Annotated in this window: 15 protein-coding genes; 8 read left to right on the top strand and 7 right to left on the bottom strand. The window is 42.7% G+C overall.

What is annotated here, in order from left to right; all coding sequences use genetic code 11:
* The first annotated feature begins 157 nt into the window (after window positions 1-157).
* Both Ga0466249_RS16205 and Ga0466249_RS16200 read left to right on the top strand, forming a co-directional pair.
* Entirely contained in the window at window positions 158-550 is a 393-nt protein-coding gene (locus tag Ga0466249_RS16205; protein WP_215830526.1) for a rhodanese-like domain-containing protein, read from the top strand.
* A gap of 114 nt (window positions 551-664) precedes the next feature.
* Window positions 665-1,738: a hypothetical protein gene (locus Ga0466249_RS16200; protein ID WP_215830525.1), complete on the top strand. Its 1,074-nt coding sequence runs from the start codon at window positions 665-667 to the stop codon at window positions 1,736-1,738.
* A 71-nt stretch (window positions 1,739-1,809) separates the two neighbouring features.
* Here Ga0466249_RS16200 and ilvD read toward each other — a convergent pair whose 3' ends face one another.
* Window positions 1,810-3,462 (bottom strand): dihydroxy-acid dehydratase, encoded by a 1,653-nt coding sequence (gene ilvD / locus Ga0466249_RS16195; RefSeq protein WP_215830524.1) that lies wholly within the window; start codon window positions 3,460-3,462, stop codon window positions 1,810-1,812.
* Between the two features lie 208 nt (window positions 3,463-3,670).
* Between ilvD and clpB the strand changes: the two genes are divergently transcribed.
* Together clpB and asnB are read left to right on the top strand one after the other, a co-directional pair.
* Window positions 3,671-6,250, top strand: a complete 2,580-nt coding sequence (clpB, locus tag Ga0466249_RS16190; RefSeq protein ID WP_215830523.1) for an ATP-dependent chaperone ClpB — start codon at window positions 3,671-3,673, stop codon at window positions 6,248-6,250.
* 98 nt (window positions 6,251-6,348) lie between these two features.
* Complete coding sequence (asnB, locus tag Ga0466249_RS16185) at window positions 6,349-8,193, top strand: asparagine synthase (glutamine-hydrolyzing) (RefSeq protein ID WP_215830522.1); 1,845 nt, start codon at window positions 6,349-6,351, stop codon at window positions 8,191-8,193.
* A 286-nt stretch (window positions 8,194-8,479) separates the two neighbouring features.
* Here the strand turns inward: asnB and Ga0466249_RS16180 are convergent, their stop codons facing one another.
* Window positions 8,480-8,818, bottom strand: a complete 339-nt coding sequence (locus tag Ga0466249_RS16180; protein ID WP_215830521.1) for a cupin domain-containing protein — start codon at window positions 8,816-8,818, stop codon at window positions 8,480-8,482.
* A 206-nt stretch (window positions 8,819-9,024) separates the two neighbouring features.
* On the opposite strand from Ga0466249_RS16180, the gene Ga0466249_RS16175 reads away from it, so the two are divergent.
* On the top strand, window positions 9,025-9,489 hold the full coding sequence (locus tag Ga0466249_RS16175) for a hypothetical protein (protein WP_215830520.1): 465 nt from the start codon (window positions 9,025-9,027) through the stop codon (window positions 9,487-9,489).
* Between the two features lie 93 nt (window positions 9,490-9,582).
* Here the strand turns inward: Ga0466249_RS16175 and Ga0466249_RS16170 are convergent, their stop codons facing one another.
* A complete protein-coding gene (locus Ga0466249_RS16170; RefSeq protein WP_215830519.1) occupies window positions 9,583-10,515 on the bottom strand; it encodes a bile acid:sodium symporter family protein in 933 nt (310 codons plus the stop codon).
* Window positions 10,516-10,713: 198 nt separating this feature from the next.
* Between Ga0466249_RS16170 and Ga0466249_RS16165 the strand changes: the two genes are divergently transcribed.
* The 3 genes from Ga0466249_RS16165 (at window position 10,714) to Ga0466249_RS16155 (ending at window position 15,079) form a co-directional block, all read left to right on the top strand.
* A complete protein-coding gene (locus Ga0466249_RS16165) occupies window positions 10,714-12,375 on the top strand; it encodes a M20/M25/M40 family metallo-hydrolase (protein ID WP_215830518.1) in 1,662 nt (553 codons plus the stop codon).
* 104 nt (window positions 12,376-12,479) lie between these two features.
* Window positions 12,480-14,201, top strand: coding sequence for a hypothetical protein (locus Ga0466249_RS16160; protein ID WP_312889788.1), 1,722 nt, complete (start codon window positions 12,480-12,482; stop codon window positions 14,199-14,201).
* A gap of 14 nt (window positions 14,202-14,215) precedes the next feature.
* Entirely contained in the window at window positions 14,216-15,079 is an 864-nt protein-coding gene (locus tag Ga0466249_RS16155) for a zinc ribbon domain-containing protein (RefSeq protein WP_215830516.1), read from the top strand.
* Between the two features lie 2 nt (window positions 15,080-15,081).
* Here the strand turns inward: Ga0466249_RS16155 and Ga0466249_RS16150 are convergent, their stop codons facing one another.
* The 4 genes from Ga0466249_RS16150 to Ga0466249_RS16135 form a co-directional block, all read right to left on the bottom strand.
* Window positions 15,082-16,590: a pyruvate kinase gene (locus Ga0466249_RS16150; RefSeq protein ID WP_215830515.1), complete on the bottom strand. Its 1,509-nt coding sequence runs from the start codon at window positions 16,588-16,590 to the stop codon at window positions 15,082-15,084.
* Window positions 16,591-16,714: 124 nt separating this feature from the next.
* Window positions 16,715-17,389, bottom strand: a complete 675-nt coding sequence (locus Ga0466249_RS16145; RefSeq protein ID WP_215830514.1) for an energy transducer TonB — start codon at window positions 17,387-17,389, stop codon at window positions 16,715-16,717.
* 2 nt (window positions 17,390-17,391) lie between these two features.
* A complete protein-coding gene (locus Ga0466249_RS16140) occupies window positions 17,392-17,799 on the bottom strand; it encodes an ExbD/TolR family protein (protein WP_215830513.1) in 408 nt (135 codons plus the stop codon).
* Window positions 17,786-18,418, bottom strand: a complete 633-nt coding sequence (locus Ga0466249_RS16135; protein ID WP_215830512.1) for a MotA/TolQ/ExbB proton channel family protein — start codon at window positions 18,416-18,418, stop codon at window positions 17,786-17,788. The genes Ga0466249_RS16140 and Ga0466249_RS16135 overlap by 14 nt, the downstream gene beginning before the upstream one ends.
* Window positions 18,419-18,486: the final 68 nt, after the last annotated feature.

Raw genomic sequence — 18,486 nt, 5'->3', positions numbered from 1 at the left:
TTTCCGTATAAGCAAATAAATTATTATCTAAAATAATTTCGTAATACTATTTTAATTGATTTATGAACAGGGGTGAGTTTGCACTAGACCAAGCAACTTTTTTTGTATAGGCGAATAAAAATAGATACAAGATAGTAACATGAAGGTGACGTATGTGATGGAACAACTGCTTGTTATTATTATTTTCTTGATCATTGTTTTACTTATTACGCGTATTACGCGGCATATTCGGTTGAGTCAGGTTCCGCTGGTTTCTTTAGATCAAGTTGAAGTTGCCTGTCACGAATCGAGGGTACTCATTCTGGATGTACGAACAACAGACGAGTATCATGCGGGCCATATTTTGGGCGCTCTTTCACTTCCCTTTTATGAACTTGCTGAAAGAATAGACCAAGTACCAAGAGAGCGTCCTGTCTATGTTATTTGTCAGACTGGCCGACGAAGTTTTCAGGCCGTAAAATTTTTAATGTCCCAAGGCTATAGTCAAGTTTTTAGCGTATCACAAGGCATGGAAAAATGGCGGGGACCTTTAGTCAAAGAAACGATGTGAAAATAACAGGAAATCATTCTCTTTGCAACAGGAAAATGAACAGGCCTTTGGCGAAGTACTTATAAACGATAAATGTGTAACTTAATGGTTATCAGTTGTAATGGAGAGATGTCTGTGAATATATGCGACAATCATTTAGAACATGTACGAACCCTGCCGTTTTCAAAGGTTTTGACGCTTGCGCCAGCTGAGATGGCTCAGTCTTCCTATATTATTGCGCAGCATTTTGAGTACTTAAAAAGACAAGCTCAATCGATTTGTCAAAGCGATCTGCGTGAAAAAGTATTGGCCATCTTAATGAATCCGTCACCTACTTTTATGAAAAAGTTAGCTAGGCAGTCAATGCAGCAACAGAAGATAGAACAATTAGGGGCCGAGGGCTTTTATCAGCGTCAGCGCTATGGAACGCGTATTATTCCGCTTTTTCCTGCCTGTGATGATTTTCTCGTTGCGCCACAGTCTTTTGATAGTGCGCCAGGAAGTGGTTATTTTCGTCATCATGCTTATCCCGGCGGCCTTGTACTCCATACGTCTGTTAATTTACAGTCGGCGCTTGGCATGAAGGCCGTTTATGAGCAGAGTTATGGATTTTCAGTCAATGCCGATGTGTTGATTGCGGCGCAAATTTTGCATGATTGTCAAAAAACTTGGGTGTTGCAGTGGCTTGACAATGGCCGGATTTTTCCTCAGGCCAGTTTGGCTCGAACGGGGAGCCATCATGTTTTCGGTCTGGCTGAATCCATTACACGTTGTTTTCCAGCCGAAGTCATTATTGCGCAGGCTTGCGCCCATAATCATTTAGGTGCGAAAGATGCGGAAGGCGATATTGTGGGGTGGATTCGTGCTGCTTGTATTTTGACAGATACAGATCCCGTTCACGAGGGATATCTATCACTAGATGGCTGGACTTTGCCGAAACCACGGCCGCTAGAAAACTGTATTACTCATCTTGGTGATCATAATTGGGTAGTTAGTCTGCCAGCCAGCCAGTGGATGAATCCGCTGCTGGAGAAAATTGCACAAGATGAATATGGATTGACTATCAATGATATTAATGGGCGTCCCTATTATCAGTTGCGTAATTATCTTTATTCCCAGATTACGACGTTACTATTTTATCAGGTGTATGCTACGCAAGGTGAGCAAGCAGTAAGACAATTAGTTCGTAAATTGGTAGTACCTGATTAAAATTGTTTATAAAAAGTGCCAACAGGAAATGCAGGGTCCTGTTGGCACTTTCTATACAATCTTTTCTTTAGTTACTTTAATACAGCACCTGTGTTGGCTGATGTCACCAGACGAGCGTAACGCGAGAGATAACCTGTTTTCACCTTCGGTTCAGGCTGAACCCAGGCTGCTTTACGGCGGGCAAGTTCTTCCGGGCTGACGAGGAGTTCTAATTTACGATTGGGAATGTCAATATGAATGGCATCCCCGTTTTTAACTAAACCAATTGTGCCGCCTTCCATAGCCTCAGGGGAGATGTGACCGATACAAGCGCCTTGTGTGGCACCACTGAATCTTCCATCTGTTAATAAAGCAACATGGAGGCCCATACCTGTAATGACGGCTGTAGGATTGAGCATTTCACGCATGCCTGGTCCCCCTTTGGGGCCTTCATAACGGATGACAACCACATTACCATCCATGACTTGGTTGTCCATGATGGCGTCAATAGCTTCTTCTTCGGAATTATATACCTTGGCTGTGCCATTAAAGACAAGCATATCTTCTTTTACGGCACTTTCTTTGACAACGCCACCATCTTCGGCGAGATTGCCTCTTAGTATGGCGATTCCGCCACGATTACGATAGGGGGCATCAATACTGTGAATGACATCGCTGCGTAGGATTTTACCTGCTTCGATACGATCGGCAATGGTACCTGTTACTGTTTTACATTCTGGATGGATGACACCTGTTTTATTCAGTTCATTTAATACGGCATTAATACCGCCGGCTTCATTGAGGTCAATCATGTGGTGTGTGCCACTGGGACTTAGTTTAGTAATATAAGGTGTTTTACGGCTAATTTCATCAAACAGCTCAAGGGGGAGCTCAATACCTGCTTCATGTGCAATAGCTGTCAAATGAAGGACTGTATTTGAAGAGCCGCCGATACCCATGTCAACAGCCATAGCATTTAAAAAGGCTTCTTTTGTCAAAATATCGCGCGGCAGGATTTGTTTGGTAACGAGGTTCATCATAACGTGACCAGCCTGTTTGGCTAAGGCGCGTCGGCCACCAAAATAGGCGGCTGGAATGGTGCCGTTGCCAGGTAATCCGAGCCCTAAGGCTTCTGTCAGGCAGTTCATGGTATTTGCTGTAAATAGTCCGGCACAGGAACCGCAGCCGGGGCAGGCGGCATGCTCAATTGCCGAGAGTTCTTGTTCGTCAATTTTGCCTGAAGCAAATTTTCCGGCAGCTTCGAATACCGTGCTGACGCTAATGTCGCGTCCTTCATAGCGGCCAGGCAGCATAGGGCCGCCGCTCACGACAATGGCAGGGATATTGATGCGGGCCGCAGCCATTAACATACCGGGTATGATTTTATCACAGTTTGGGATGAGAATAAGACCATCAAATTTGTGGCCAATGGCCATGGCTTCGATGCTGTCAGCAACTAATTCGCGCGACGCAAGAGGGTATTTCATGCCACTATGTCCCATGGCGATGCCATCACAGATGCCGATGGCTGGAAATTCAATCGGTGTCCCACCAGCAGCCAGGACACCATATTTGGCTGCCTCTGCTATCGTATTTAGATGCATGTGGCCAGGGATGATTTCATTTTGCGCATTGACAATACCAATGAGTGGTTTTTCCAGTTCATCAGGTGTATAGCCCATGGCATAAAAGAGCGAGCGGTGTGCCGCCCGGGTGGGGCCGAGTTTTACTTCATTACTTAACATGGTCATCCTCCTCTAAAGTAAAAAGATAGTAGCCTAGAATCTTTATTTATTCTCTTATTGAATACACATATCCTGCATACAAAATCAACATTACACATTTTTATGTGTAAACATGTAATTGTCAAGTTCGATGAAATGCTTTTTAAAGATGAACAAGCTCTGTTTTTTTTTTGCTTTTTCGTATAAAATATAAGCAGAGGTGAGCGATATGAAGGAAGATAATTATACACAAGAGGCCTTGGCCGTTTTACAGGAGGCACAGCAAATTACTGCGCTAGCCTATCATCAGGAGATGACGACTAAGCATTTGTTATTATCACTTTGTAAAGAGCACGACGATTTATTTGATGCAGTGTTAGAAAAATGCCAAGTGAAGCGCCGTGCTTTAGTAAAAGGTGCTGAGAAATTAGTTGGATCGATTCCAGCTGTACGCGGTCAGGAGACAGCACTTAGGATGGGCACGGATATGCTTCGTGTAACAGCGAAAGCCAGTCAGATTGCGCAATCCATGAAAGATAGTCTTGTTGGCAAAGAACATTTGTTGCTTGCTGTTGTCGAAGAAGGAGATAAAGATGTTACGGCCCTGTGCACATCACTCGGTCTTGATGCCCATAAATTGCGCCAAGCCATTATGGAGTACCGCGCAAGTCAAGGCGAAGGTGAAGGGGAATATAAGGAACTCTTGAAGTACGGACGTGACCTTACGCAGTTAGCCAAACAAGGAAAAATTGATCCAGTCATCGGCCGGGATGAAGAGATTCGGCGTGTTGTTGAGATTTTATCGCGGCGAACCAAAAATAATCCTGTCCTTATTGGCGAACCCGGTGTAGGGAAAACAGCCATTGTCGAGGGGTTGGCACGGCGTATTGTCGCAGGAGATGTACCGGAAAGTTTAAAAGATAAAATGCTTTATTCTCTTGATTTAGGTTCGCTTTTAGCGGGGGCTAAATATCGCGGTGAATTTGAAGAACGTCTTAAAAAGGTGCTCAATCAAATTTCTCATTCTGATGGTTATATTATTTTATTTATTGATGAAATCCACACTGTTGTGGGGGCAGGAGCTGCTGAAGGCGCGATGGATGCCGGCAATATTTTAAAGCCCATGCTGGCTCGTGGAGAATTACGCTGTATTGGGGCAACAACCCTGAATGAATATCGCAAGCATATCGAAAAGGATGCTGCTCTAGAAAGGCGCTTTCAGCCTGTTTTGGTCAACCAGCCTTCAGTGGAAGACACCATTTCTATTTTAAGAGGATTGAAAGAACGTTATGAAGTTCATCATGGCGTTCGTATTAAAGATGCTGCCCTTGTTGCGGCGGCCGTCATGTCTGATCGTTATATTACGGATCGTTTTTTGCCTGATAAAGCCATTGATTTAATCGATGAATCAGCGGCTAAGCTGCGTACCGAAATTGATTCTATGCCTGCTGAACTTGATGAGGTTTCGCGGCGTATATTGCAACTTCAGATTGAAGAGCAGGCCTTAAAAAAGGAACAAGACAGCACGTCACAGGAAAGGCTTTCAGGCATTGAAAAAGAAATTGCTGAGCTTCAGGCAGAATCGGCTGCGCTTCGACAACAGTGGCAGAATGAAAAGGCGGGAATTACGAAAGTCCGGGCCATTAAGGCTGAAATGGATCAGGTCCGCACGGAAATGGAAGCAGCCGAACGTGTTTATGATCTGAATAAATTGGCCGAACTGAAATATGGTCGGTTGCCTGAACTTGAGAAGGCCATGCAACAGCAAACTCAGGCATTACAAGACAGTGCTGAGCAGAAGGTATTGCTTAAGGAAGAAGTGGACGAAGACGATATTGCCAAGGTTGTCAGTCGCTGGACGGGGATTCCTGTGCAGCGCATGCTGGCAGGTGAAAGACAGAAGCTGCTTAGTCTGGAAGACACCATGCATGAACGCGTCGTTGGACAAGACGAGGCCATTACGGCTGTGACCGAAGCCATTATTCGGGCCAGAGCAGGATTAAAAGATCCGACGCGTCCGATTGGTTCGTTTATCTTTTTAGGGCCGACAGGTGTGGGGAAAACAGAGCTTGCCAAAACGCTTGCTGAAGTATTATTTGATGATGAAAAGAACATCATTCGTCTCGATATGAGTGAATATATGGAAAAACATACAGTCGCGCGGCTTATTGGAGCTCCTCCAGGTTATGTCGGCTATGATGAAGGGGGCCAATTAACTGAAGCCGTTCGGCGCAAACCCTACAGTGTCATCTTGCTTGATGAAATTGAAAAAGCCCATTATGACATTTTTAATATTTTGCTGCAAATGCTAGATGATGGTCGCTTAACAGATAGTCAAGGCCGGACTGTTGATTTCAAGAATACCATTATTATTATGACATCCAATTTGGGGTCAGCAGATATCTTACAAGAACAAGATTTTTCAGTGGCTAAGGCCAAAGTCTTAGATTTGCTTCATAAGCATTTTCGGCCGGAGTTTTTAAATCGTATTGATGATACGATTGTGTTCAAAGCACTGAGTCAGCAGCAGGTAGGACGAATTGCTGAATTGCTCCTCGAACAGCTTAATAAAAGAATACAAAAGCAGCTGAAGCTTACGCTGTCCTGGGAGGATTCAGTACCAACCTATTTGGCGCGCAATGGCTTTGATGCGCAGTTAGGCGCGCGTCCGCTCCGCCGGTTTATTACACGAGCTGTGGAAACGAGAATCAGTCAGCTTATTGTGCAGGGAGAAGTGGCTGATGGAAGTACCATTTACTTAACGGCGGATACAGAACTTCATTTTACTATTCAAGGGGCTGCGAATTAGCAGCCTTTTTTTCTGTGGCAAAAGAATCTCTCCTTTCATAGATTATCTTATAGTGCATGGAAAGAGCACGGTCTCAAGAATGAGGGAGATGAGCCGTTTTGTGTGGAATAACAGGTTGGATTGACTGGGAAAAGCCTGTCAAACAGGTGGAACCGATTCTTTCGGCTATGGTGGAGACTTTGGCCGTGCGAGGACCGGATGCGTCAGGGACGTATCTCAAAGGCTGTACAGCCCTGGGTCACCGCCGTCTCAGTGTGGTTGACCCTATCGGGGGAGCGCAGCCAATGATTCGGCGGCAAGGTGATTACGAATATGCCATTACTTATAATGGTGAACTTTATAATACTTCGGAAATTCAGCATGAATTGGTGCTGAAAGGACATTCTTTTACGACCCATTCGGATACGGAAGTGTTGTTAAAGGCCTATATGGAGTGGGGACCTGAGTGTGTTGAGAAATTTAATGGCATTTTTGCCTTTGCCATTTGGGATGAGAAAGAGCAGCGATTGTTTATGGCGCGGGATCGTATTGGTGTCAAACCTTTTTTCTATGCGAAGCGGGGAGCATTATTTCTGTTTGGTTCAGAAGTAAAGGCTCTCTTAGCTCATCCGTTGATTCAGCCTATTGTCGATAGTGAAGGTTTGGCGGAAATTTTTGCCCTTGGACCGGCTCGGACTCCGGGTCATGGTATTTATTTAGGTGTTCATGAATTAAAAGCTGGCCATATGGCGATTTATACCAAAGCAGGACTAAATATCCGACGCTATTGGTCGTTAGAATCGAAAGAACATGAAGACAGTTTTGACAAAACTGTTGACACGGTGCGTACTTTGGTCCAAGATGCCGTTGTTCGTCAATTAGTTGCTGATGTGCCTGTATGTACGTTACTTTCCGGTGGACTGGATTCTAGTGCTTTAACTGCCATTGTTGTGAATGAATATCGTAAACAGGGGGGAGAGAAGCTTCATACTTATTCAGTGGATTACCCAGACAATGAGCAATTTTTTACAGCGAATGCTTTTCAGCCCAACAGTGATACTCCCTGGGTTAAGCGAATGGCAGACTTTTTGCAAACTCATCATCATAATATTATTGTCACCATTCCTGAACTTGCCCAAACTCTTCAAGCGGCTACGATTGCCCGCGATTTTCCGGGCATGGCTGACGTGGATACATCACTTTATCTGTTTTGCAAAGAAATACGTAAGGGTGCTACGGTTGCGCTTTCTGGCGAGTGTGCTGATGAAATATTCGGGGGGTATCCTTGGTTTCGCCGTCCTGACATGATTGCGGCAGATACTTTTCCCTGGTCTAATCATGTAGCTTATCGAAGTGAATGGCTGCGACCGGAGATACGTGATTATATTAAACCCGAGGCCTATTCGCGCGCGCGCTATGAAGAGGCTCTTGCTGAAGTTCCTGCCTTGCCTGGCGAGGAAAAGGCAGCAGCCAGGATGAGAGAAATTTTCTATTTGAGTTTAACGCGGTTTATGCCAACGTTGCTTGATCGAAAAGATCGGATGAGTATGGCTTTTGGGCTGGAAGTGAGGGTTCCCTTCTGTGATCATCGCATTGTCGATTATGTTTGGAATGTTCCCTGGCCGATGAAAAATTACCAAGACCGCGAAAAGGGTTTACTTCGTCATGCTTTGACAGGCTGGCTGCCTGAAGATGTATTATGGCGCAAGAAAAGCCCCTATCCGAAGACTTATCATCCTTTATATTATGAATTAGTAAAAACAGAGGCTTTGGAGATTATTAATGATACTCAGGCACCGCTCAATCGGTTTATTGATGGGAATAAAATTCGCCAGTATGCTCAGACGGATGAGCCGAACGCGAATATTCCCTGGTTTGGACAGCTCATGAGTAAGGTGCAGCTCTTTGCCTATCTTATTCAGGTAAACGCTTGGCTGAAGACCTATCACGTTGAGGTTGTTTAGCCCAAGATATATGGAAATAATAGACTACAAGTAGAATTAAATAATTAAGTTACTGGGGAGCTAGATGAATCTGGCTGAGCAGGAACTATTTTACCTTGTTTCGAACCGCATAACCGGTTCTGGATAATGCCAGCGAAGGGAGTGCAAAGCGATTAAGGCTATACGTTTCAACCTGCGTATAGCAAAACCGCAGCTTACACAAGGGGAGGTATATATATATCTTATGTACAAGAACAAGTAAGTCCGTATCGAATGATACGGACTTACTTGTTTTTGTTACAAAATGTTACTGAAAGACAACAATGAGCAGCATTTTGAAATTTTCTGTAGCAGTTAGACCGTGCGGTGTGTTTGAAGGCATGACGAGGGCTTCGCCTGTTTTTACAGTATGGCTGTCCGTACCAATCGTAATATCTGCTTGACCATCCAGAATGTAGACGAAGGCATCGCCAGGTGAAGAATGGGTACTAATGCTTTCTCCTTTTGAAAAAGCAAATAGCGTCATGGAAAGAAAATCTTTCTGGACTAAGGTGAGACTAACTACTCGGCCTTGCTGATATTCAACAAGCTGGGCAAATGGTAAAACTTGTCCAAATTCAATATTCTTTAAAAAGGATTGACTCATTGCATGGACCTCCTTGTGAATTGTTTAGTATAATTGTTACTTTTAGTATACTATCAAGATTAACTTTTTTATGTGATAACTATCACATAAAATTTGACCTGTATGAATGGTGAATTCTGCATGGAAACAATTACATATGACGGCTAGTTTTGTTTATTATATACTATACATAATAAGTTTACTTAAAATAACAAGGGGTTGAATCTATGTTTCATGATATGAGAAAATTTTCTTTACTTAGTGTGCTTGTAATAGTCTCATTCTTCTTGCTTGCCGGTTGTAGCGGCCCTGCGGCGCAACGTGTTCCTGATCTTGCACCAGATGCAGTTGTTAAAACAGTGTATGATGCTGCGAAAAATAATCGTCTGACTGAAGCGGCTTTGTACATTTCTCCCGAATCTTTGGCTGACAGTTCGCCATACAGTGCGTTAACAGGTCAAAACGATGTGACAAGTTTAAAAAATACGAACTTGTTATCATTGAATCAGGTAACCCAGCAAGGAACGTATGCCGTTGTTGTGGCAACGTTGCAACAAAAGGACAGTCTGGCTATTCAGGTAAAACCTGTGGGGCTGGAAAAAGTAGGCGGCGAGTGGTACATTGTCGATATGAGTAAAATTTACAAAGAAGCGAAGTATCAATTGCTGGCACAAATGTTACTCAGTATATAAAGAGGAATAGTTAAAGGAGTTGCATGGAAACGTAAATTTCCATGCAACTCCTTTTTAATGGATTGAAAGTATAAGTTGAAAAAGTAAATTTTTTTAGCCTTTTTGTGAGCGGGAACTCCAGAAACCAGCGAGAGTCGATCCAGTCAGATTGTGCCAGACACTAAAAATTGCACCAGGAATGGCGGCAATTGGATCGAGATGAACTAAAGCCAAGGCTACGGCGAGACCGGAATTTTCCATGCCAATTTCAAAAGCAATGGCGCGTGCTTGTTGTTGTCCTAGTCCAATTGTGCGTGATGCGCCATAGCCAAGAAGTAAACCAAAGGCATTATGAAGGGCTACAGCTAAAAAGACCAGACCGGCTACTGTGGCTAATTTGGCGGCGTTCAGTGCAACAACGACGGAGATGACGAAAATAATTGCCACAACGGATACAACAGGGACAATTTTCATGATACTGTCAACAAATCCTGAGGCAATTGTGCGCAGTCCAATGCCAAGGGCAATGGGCAGTAGCACGATCTTTAATATATCAATGAGCAAGGCTTCGGCATTAATTGGTAGTAGCGTACCAGCGAGAAGTAAAAAAATGTAGGGCGTGAGTAGCGGGGCCAGTATGGTATTGATACTGGAAACGGTAACAGATAAGGCTGTGTCGCCTTTGGCAAGGAAGGTCATGACATTTGAGGCTGTTCCACTGGGGCAACATCCAACAAGAATGAGCCCGGCTGCCAGTGAGGGTGGTAAGTCTAGTAGTTTCGCTACAGTGTACCCTACCAAAGGCATAATGAAATAGCGAAGGCCTACGCCGCATAGTACATCTTTGGGACGCGAAAGTACGAGTTTGAAGTCGTCAATGGACATGGTAAGGCCCATACCAAGCATAATAATACCTAAAAAATAAGGAATGGTTGATGAAAACGGTTTGAAAGGATCAGGGGCAAAAAAGGCAATGAGCGCAATAATTACGACCCAAAGGGGAAATAATTTGGTGATTGTTTTGGATATTTTTTCTAATAATTCCATGAAGTAACCTCCTCAATGTGTATAGAGCAGACCGAGAATATTATTTTCAATATATTACATAGATTTAAGACGAATCCTGTTAGAAAATAAAAATATTATTTAATTTTTAAATTTGGCACAATAAAAAGGATTTTCAGATTCCTGTCGAATTAATTGTTCTTGTGATGAATATCACGTTGAAAATAAGGGGGAGACAGAGTGAACGATTTTGGGAAAAAAATGCTGGAAATTGCCTTGAAACTGACGCATATTTCTAGCATTGTCGGTACAGCAGGGGAAGTATTAATTGCTGAGACACTATATCAAGATTTACAGGAGCTGCCTTATTTTCAAAGCAAACCGGAATTACTCAGTTTGTCGCCTATTCCAGGTGATAGGATCGGGCGCAAATATGTTATGGCTATTGTGGAAGGAGAATGTATTTCCCAAGCTGCTATTCCGACTATTCTTTGTCTGGGACATATTGATACCGTGGGCATTCAGGATTATGCAGAACTTAAAGAGTATGCGACAGATTCAGATGAATTGAAAAAGCGGTTGAAAACCATCCAATTTAATGCGGAAACGCTAGTCGAAATTGAGTCGCCTGACTGGATTTTTGGTCGTGGCATGCTTGATATGAAAACAGGTGTTGCAGCTCAGCTTGTGATGCTGGAACATTTTTCGACGCGCACAGCAGAATTAACAGGTAATCTGGTTTTTGTATTTGTTCCTGATGAAGAGGGAGATTCAGCCGGAATGCTTGCTGCAGTTAAAGCAGTAGCGGCTCTTGCCAAAAATCAAAATCTCCAGTTCCTTACAGCTATTGATACGGATTACACGACGACACACTATCCAGGTGATGATCATCGTTATGTCTATGTTGGGACAGTAGGCAAACTTTTGCCTTGCTTTTATTTATATGGTGAAGAAACACATGTGGGGGAAGCGTTTAATGGTATTGATGCCAATTTGCTTGCTTCAGAAGTGCTTTATCAAATGGATTATAATACGGATTTATGTGACTATGCCGATGGGGAGGTGACTCTGCCACCTGTCAGCTTGTATCAAAGAGATTTGAAGACAGAGTATTCCGTGCAGACAACGAATGCCGTTACGATGTATTTTAATTTTTCCACTCATACCAGTCAACCGTCTGAGGTGTTGGAGAAATGCCGAAAGGTAGCACAGTCGTCGTTTGACAGTGTGATTGTACGTTTAAACGACCAATATAAAAAGTATTGCTCACTTACTCATATTCCCTTTCATTCCTTGCCGTGGGAAACAAAGGTACTGACATATGAAGAACTTTATCAAGCGGTGAAAGGCGAATTAGGTGATGAAATTGATCAGATTATTACCTGTTTATCCGAAAAATTATTAGCTCAAGGCGTCGATGATCGTGAATTTTCATTGAAAATTGTCGAAGAAGTTCATCGACATTATTCCAATCAAAATTCTAAAATTATTGTGTACTTTGCGCCCCCTTATTATGCTCACAACTATGTGACAGGAAAAAACGCTAAAGAACAAGCATTATTTGATGCGTTAGATGGGGCGATTGCGACTGTTAAACAGGAGTATTCCTATGATGTGGTCGTTAAGAAGTTTTATCCCTTTATTTCTGATTTGAGTTTTTGTAATATCAGTAAAGACCCTGGCAATGTTAAGCGCTTGACGCGTAATATGCCGGCATGGGGCAAAAAATATCGGCTTCCTGTCGAAGAAATTCAGTCCATTAATATGCCTGTTGTAAATATCGGGCCTTTTGGCAAGGATGCTCATAAGCTTTCTGAGCGACTCAGTATTCCCTATTCATTGGATGCTATGCCGCTGATATTGAAAAAAACCATTGAAAACCTGCTTATTGTCTGGGAGTAATTGCCTTTGACTCGGCTTTATGCTACAATTTTGTCAAACAAGTAAACGAGTTTGGCTAAAGCAGGTTATTGAGCAATAGAATGAACCTAAGGGAGCGAAAAATTGTGCGCGTATTAGCTGCTGTTATTTTCTTTACTTTGTTATATATCTTTTTCCATTTGCCAGTTTTGTCATATGGTTTTATTGATTGGTCGCCACTTGCCCTACTTTGGGGTGGAGGTTTGCTATTTTATGCAGTCACACATATGATAAAAAATCTCTCGGCCTATATGTCAGAGCGGCGCTGGCTGGCTGTTTTATTAAAAATGTTCGGGATAGAGCTTAAGAATCCTGATCAGGTCATTGATATTTCAGTCAAACGGTCTGTATCTAGCAGGAAAGTTAAAATCATTCTTGGGTTAGGCGGATTTTTTGTTGTCATTGGTTTGGTAAATTTATTTGTGTTGCCTTTTTTGACAAGTACACCGCTTTTTTATAGCCAGGCATTTCGGAACCTCCTTGGACCTGTAACAGAGAGTTCTTTTACAACCGATGTGGCACCGATATCTCTGTCACAAATTCGCATTGTAGATGAAGAAACGGCTCGTAAACTTGCTGATAAAAAAATTGGTGAAGTTCCAGCTTTAGGCAGTGAAGTTCAATTAGGTGAACTTGTGCTGCAAAAAGTCCGTGATAAACTTTATTACGTGGCGCCGCTTGAACATCGAGGCTTTTTTCAATGGCTCATGAATCATCAGCTTGGCAGTAAAGGCTATGTCATGGTTTCCGCAACGAATCCACAAGATGTTCGATTAGTACAGACTGTAGATGGACAAGATGTTCATATTAAGGTTCAAACACAAGGATTTTTATTCGATCTTTTGCCACGTTACCTTTATTTTCATGGCATTATGAATGTAGGAATGACAGATTTTTCTTTTGAAATTGATGATGATTATCATCCTTATTGGGTGGTAACACTCTATAAAAATAAAGTAGGTTACCAGGGGGCGGATGCAGTAGGAGTGGCGACTGTTAATGCTCAGACAGGTGAAATACAAACTTATGCGTTAGATCAGGCTCCAGCCTGGATTGACAGGTTACAGCCGGAAGCAACGATTTACCGTCAGATTGTTCATTGGGGTGAGTATATTAATGGTTATTGGAATGCTCTCTTGACTAAGACAGGAACGTTGAAGCCAGCAGGAAATGGTCTTAATCTTATTTATGGTGATGACAATAATGTGTACTGGTATACAGGAATTACTTCTTCTGGTAAGGATGAAAGTACAGTAGGTTTTATTTTGGTTAATTCGCGCACGAAAGAAGCTAAGTGGTATAAGGTTTCGGGGGCGACAGAAGAGGGAGCAAAAAAATCGGCTGAAGGTCAGGTTCAAGAAAAAGGGTATCGGTCAGCAGAACCAATTTTGTACAATATTTATGGTGTACCTACTTATATTGCTCCACTCAAGGATAAGGAAGGATTGTTAAAAGCTGTTTCATTTGTTTCGGTAGAAAATTACAATCTCGTCGGTGTTGGAGCTGACGTTGAATCCGCACTGCGTACTTATCGTCAGACACTGGCCAGTCAGGGAAATCAATTTGTACCTGGCAGTGAACAAAAAGATGTAAAACTTACGGGGAAAATTGTTCGGTTTACATCCGCTGTGAAAGGCGGAGAATCTTACTTCTACTTTATGATTGAAGGCGATCCGAGGGTTTTTGTTTCGACGGTTCAAGTTTCGCCGCGACTTCCCTTAACGCAAATCGGCGATAAAGTGGATATCGGTTTTTTAGACAGCCAGGAACCCATTGTTACAGTACGAGAATTTCAGAATTCACTGTGATGGAGGAATAGCTCATGACAACACCAATCATTGCTGTTCAATATTGCCCCTTTTGTGGTGAAAAGTTAACGATTTCTGATGTGTTTCGATTTTGTCCCTATTGTGGTAAAAAGATTCATGAAAAAAAGCACAAAGATAAGCATAAGGTAAAACAACGAAAACTTGCTAAACAAGAAATCAGCGTTGCTATGCCGGATCTTTCATTTAATCTTCAAGTACCGGAAGCTACGGCAGCATTGTTGCCTGTGGCGGATGAAAATTGTACGCTTGTTTTAAAATATTGTCCAAATAAAGAAGAATTGTTTTGTAAGCTTACAGGTTTACTTCAGCGGGAACGTTTCGCTGTTCGGTTGGCCGTCGATATGACACCGGCTATTTTGATGTATAAGAGTCATTGGGTAGATGTATTGCCTGTCATGAAGGCGTGTCAGTCAGTCGGTGCCTTATTTTCGGTTGTTCGTGGTGAAGTCGTTTCTCATGATACATTCCCTGACTCACTGTTGCGTGAGCTAGCTGAAAGTGAGCAAGATCTCATAAAAAAAAGTCCCCCAGCCTTATGGCTGGGAGAGACATTTTATTGTGTTGTCGGTCAGGTTGAATCGAAGGCTAAACGCGGTGTTCTGATATTGTCCAGCCATTACTTGTATTTTGTTTTCAATGACAGTCAGCATATAACATATGAAATGACTCCGCTCGATCAGATGGTTCGTATTGAATGTGCCCCGCGCAAAGAATTTACCATTTTAGTAGTTCAGCGGCAAGGACAAGAGGACGAAGATCTTTATGCTACAGCTGCTCAGCAACAGAAAATTACTGCGTTACAGCAAGTGTTGCAAACAGCTGCTACAGCGCGGACTGAGCAGCAGGCAGTACTGTAGCACTAGCCATTTTTGGGAGTATGAAGTGTAGCTGCGGCGTTCATGGCAATGTTGAGTGCTCTGAGTTGGGGAGCCTTCTTATATTGATGGTGTTGCATGCGTTCTAGAATGTCAGCAAGTATTTCGACTGCTTGGACAATAAAAGGGCCTTTGTTTAACATGACACATTCCGCCCTTTCTCCCATGGCTGCGTCCGTGATTTCAGCTCGTGAGGGTGTGCCGTTTTTGATCAGATTTTCTAAAACTTGTGTAGACCAAATGACGGGTACATGAGCAGCTTCGCAAATCCACAAGATTTCTTCTTGCAACTCTGATAAGCGGCGATAGCCCACTTCAACAGCTAAGTCGCCACGGGCAATCATGATGCCAAGGGGCTGCTTGGAAGCCGCTTGTACAATGATTTCAGGCAAGTTTTCCATGGCTTGACTTGTTTCAATTTTGGCCACAAGGGAAATGGTACGGTAAAAATTTCCGACTCGTTGAAATAATTCATTTTGCAAGAGCTCAATATCATGGGCTGTTTTAACAAAAGAGTAACAAATAGCGTCAGCATGAGTGGCAATAAAGTTAAGATCTTTTAGATCTTTGGGTGTTAGTGGCGATAAATCGAATGGAGTCTGAGGGAAATTAAGGCTTTTTTGGACTTTGATTTTATTTCCATTTGGCCCGGCATGGGTTATTTTTATGTAAGCGCCTTGTTTGGTCAGGGCGCTTACTTTGGCTTCAATTTTTCCATCGTCAATTAAGAGGGGATCCCGGGGCTGTAAGTGGGTGAAAATTTCGGGAATATTACACGTAATAATGATGGAACCGCGATATTCTGTAGGGTAATCGGTGATTTTACCTGAAGCGAGAAAGAATTCATCGCCTGTAAATAGCTTGGTTTCGGGTGCAAGGGCAAGAAGCTCAGCAATGCGTACTTTTGGTCCGGCAAGATCCATAAAAATTTTGCAATGTTTGCCTGTTGCTTGTTCAGCTTGACGGATATGGGCAATCATTTTTTCCCATTGCGCTGCAGTGTCATGGGCGCAATTAATGCGTGCCGCATCCATTCCGCTCTTCATGAGTTTTTTAATGAGGGAATAATTTGCTGCTGCTTCTGTGGGGAGTGTCACCATGATTCCCACGTGACGGCGAGAATCAGGACTGCCAAGAAGCCTCCTGGTGTTGCGTGTCAGAATTTTATCGCCGCGAAAGAAAGTTCGTTCATTTGGATAGTCCATCAGTTCTGCCTGAGGCTTATTGCAAATACGTCCAAGTGAAGCAAGGACTGCATCAAGGCTGGCTAAGGCCTGGGCTTCGCTTTTGCCGAGTGAGGAAAGTCCGAATGGAAGCAATGCTTTTTGTAGCGTCCTTAAATCCCGACAGCGAAGCGCTAAATAAAACGATAAATTGAGTGCGCTAAGTAAAAAGGATTTACGGTAAATGGAGGGTTTCCAACGGGAAAAGAGTGTCATTCCTTCATGAAATACTTCGTTGCGCAATTCATATAATGTCTCGTATAAATCCACCGATGTCACTCCTTGTAACGAATCCATTTTCTGAATATTAAATTCTGCGAAAAATAGATGATTCCTTTATCATGCGCACATGAAAAAAGCATGATCCCTTGGGTTAAGAGATTCACGCTTTTAACTATGGATGATGATGTTGTTGTGCGGTGTTTTTATCGGGTGGATAGGTGAAATCAATGTCTGTCAAAGTAATCTTTGCGAAAAAAGAAACTGGCTTTCCTGTATCAAGGTTAATGGCTGGATCGTAGCTCCAATGGCTAAAGGCCGTAATAGCTGCGTTGTCTAGTTCTTTGTTTCCTGAGGATTGTTCTACCTTAATAACAATAGGCTGGCCTGATTCTAAGACAGCAATGTCTAAAATAATTTTAAAAGGCTGTTGGGTTGGAGTGAAGTTTTCAGGATATATTGGTTTGACTATTGGTTTTTTTACCTTGGGTTCTTGTATATTTTTTTTGATGTTTGGCGGGATGTCGAGCGGTTTGATGTCAGGAAGGGGAGGATTCAGATTTTGTTCGGACTCTTGCGCTTTTTTTTCATTCTGCGGCGTTTTGGAAGGATTAATTGCTAACATCTGTTCATCTTCAGGCGGGACACTGTCAGACGGAGTGTTTGCCGTAGGTTCGGACGGATCTGCTAACGATTGCGTCAGATCCATTTCATAGAGTTCTGTTATTTCTGGCTGTGAATCAGGTGGGGCAGTTTGCAAACAAAAAAGTATGAATATGAACAAACTGTGACAAAAAATAGAAATAAAAAGTGCTTTTGTCCAAGAAGAGAGTGTTCCTTGCGTGTTCATCTTTATTTGACCTCTGTGGCAAAAGATATTTTTTTGACACCCAATTGCTTTAGGTTGTCGAGAAGAGTAATGACCTTGCCGTATTCAATCTGACGGTCTGCTTTTAAAATGAAGGGAGCATTAGGATGGTTTGTCAGGGCCATACTGATTGTTGCAGAGAGCGCTCCAGGGGGAATTTCCTGATTGTTGAACAATAATTTATTGTCGGCAGTCATAAGAAGTGTCAATGGTTGATCCACTGTTTCTTTCGTTGCTGTGGCCGCAGAAGGTAGATTAATCGCAATGCTTTGTTGATCATGCATATATAAGGTACTCATCATGAAAAAGACGAGTAAAAAGAAGATAATATCAATCATAGGAATAATCATAATCCGTGGTTGATGTTCTAGACGCAAATTACGCAGTTTCATTATTTTCCATCCTTGTTGCCTGATCGACAAGCAGTGTTGAGACTTGTTCGATATCCGTAATAATGTTGTCCAGCCATTGGGCAAAAATACTGTGGATAACTAAAGCGACGATGGCAATACAGAGACCTGTTGCGGTGGCTATTAAGGCCTCGCCGATTCCGCCGGTAATAGCAGAGGGCTGGCCTGCTTGAATGGTAAGAACGCTGAAGGTATTAATCATCCCTGTTACTGTCCCAAGTAGTCCAAGTAGAGGTGATAAGGTAACAATCATATCGAGATAATTCAGTCGGTTCCTGAGCAGAGAAGACCAGTGAGTTGCTGCACCTTCTAAAGAATTTGTCAGTCCGTCGACATGATGTGTTACAATGAAATAAGTAAGACCTGTGGCGATGACTTTTGCCACGACTCCTGTTTCATTATGACAGATTGTTTCTGCTTCCTGCCACTTTCCGACAGCAAACAGCGGTGTTAGTTTGTTTAAGAGTGAAGTAACAGGGGTCTGTGCTTTACGGTAAAACCAAAAACGCTCTAGCCCAATGGTTATCACGAAAATGGAGCAAATTAGAAGCGGTATCATGACGATGCCGCCTTTTTCAAAAATTGTAAATAAATTTTGCATGTTTTCACCTCGTAATTAAGATACAATTCTTTAATCAGTTCTTGATTGTGAGGTAAAGTCCTGCTTAT

The sequence above is a fragment of the Pelorhabdus rhamnosifermentans genome (genome assembly GCF_018835585.1).
In the GTDB taxonomy this organism is placed as follows: domain Bacteria; phylum Bacillota; class Negativicutes; order UMGS1260; family UMGS1260; genus Pelorhabdus; species Pelorhabdus rhamnosifermentans.
The sequence above is the reverse complement of the archived record's forward strand: the minus strand, read 5'-3'. Positions and strand labels throughout refer to the sequence as shown.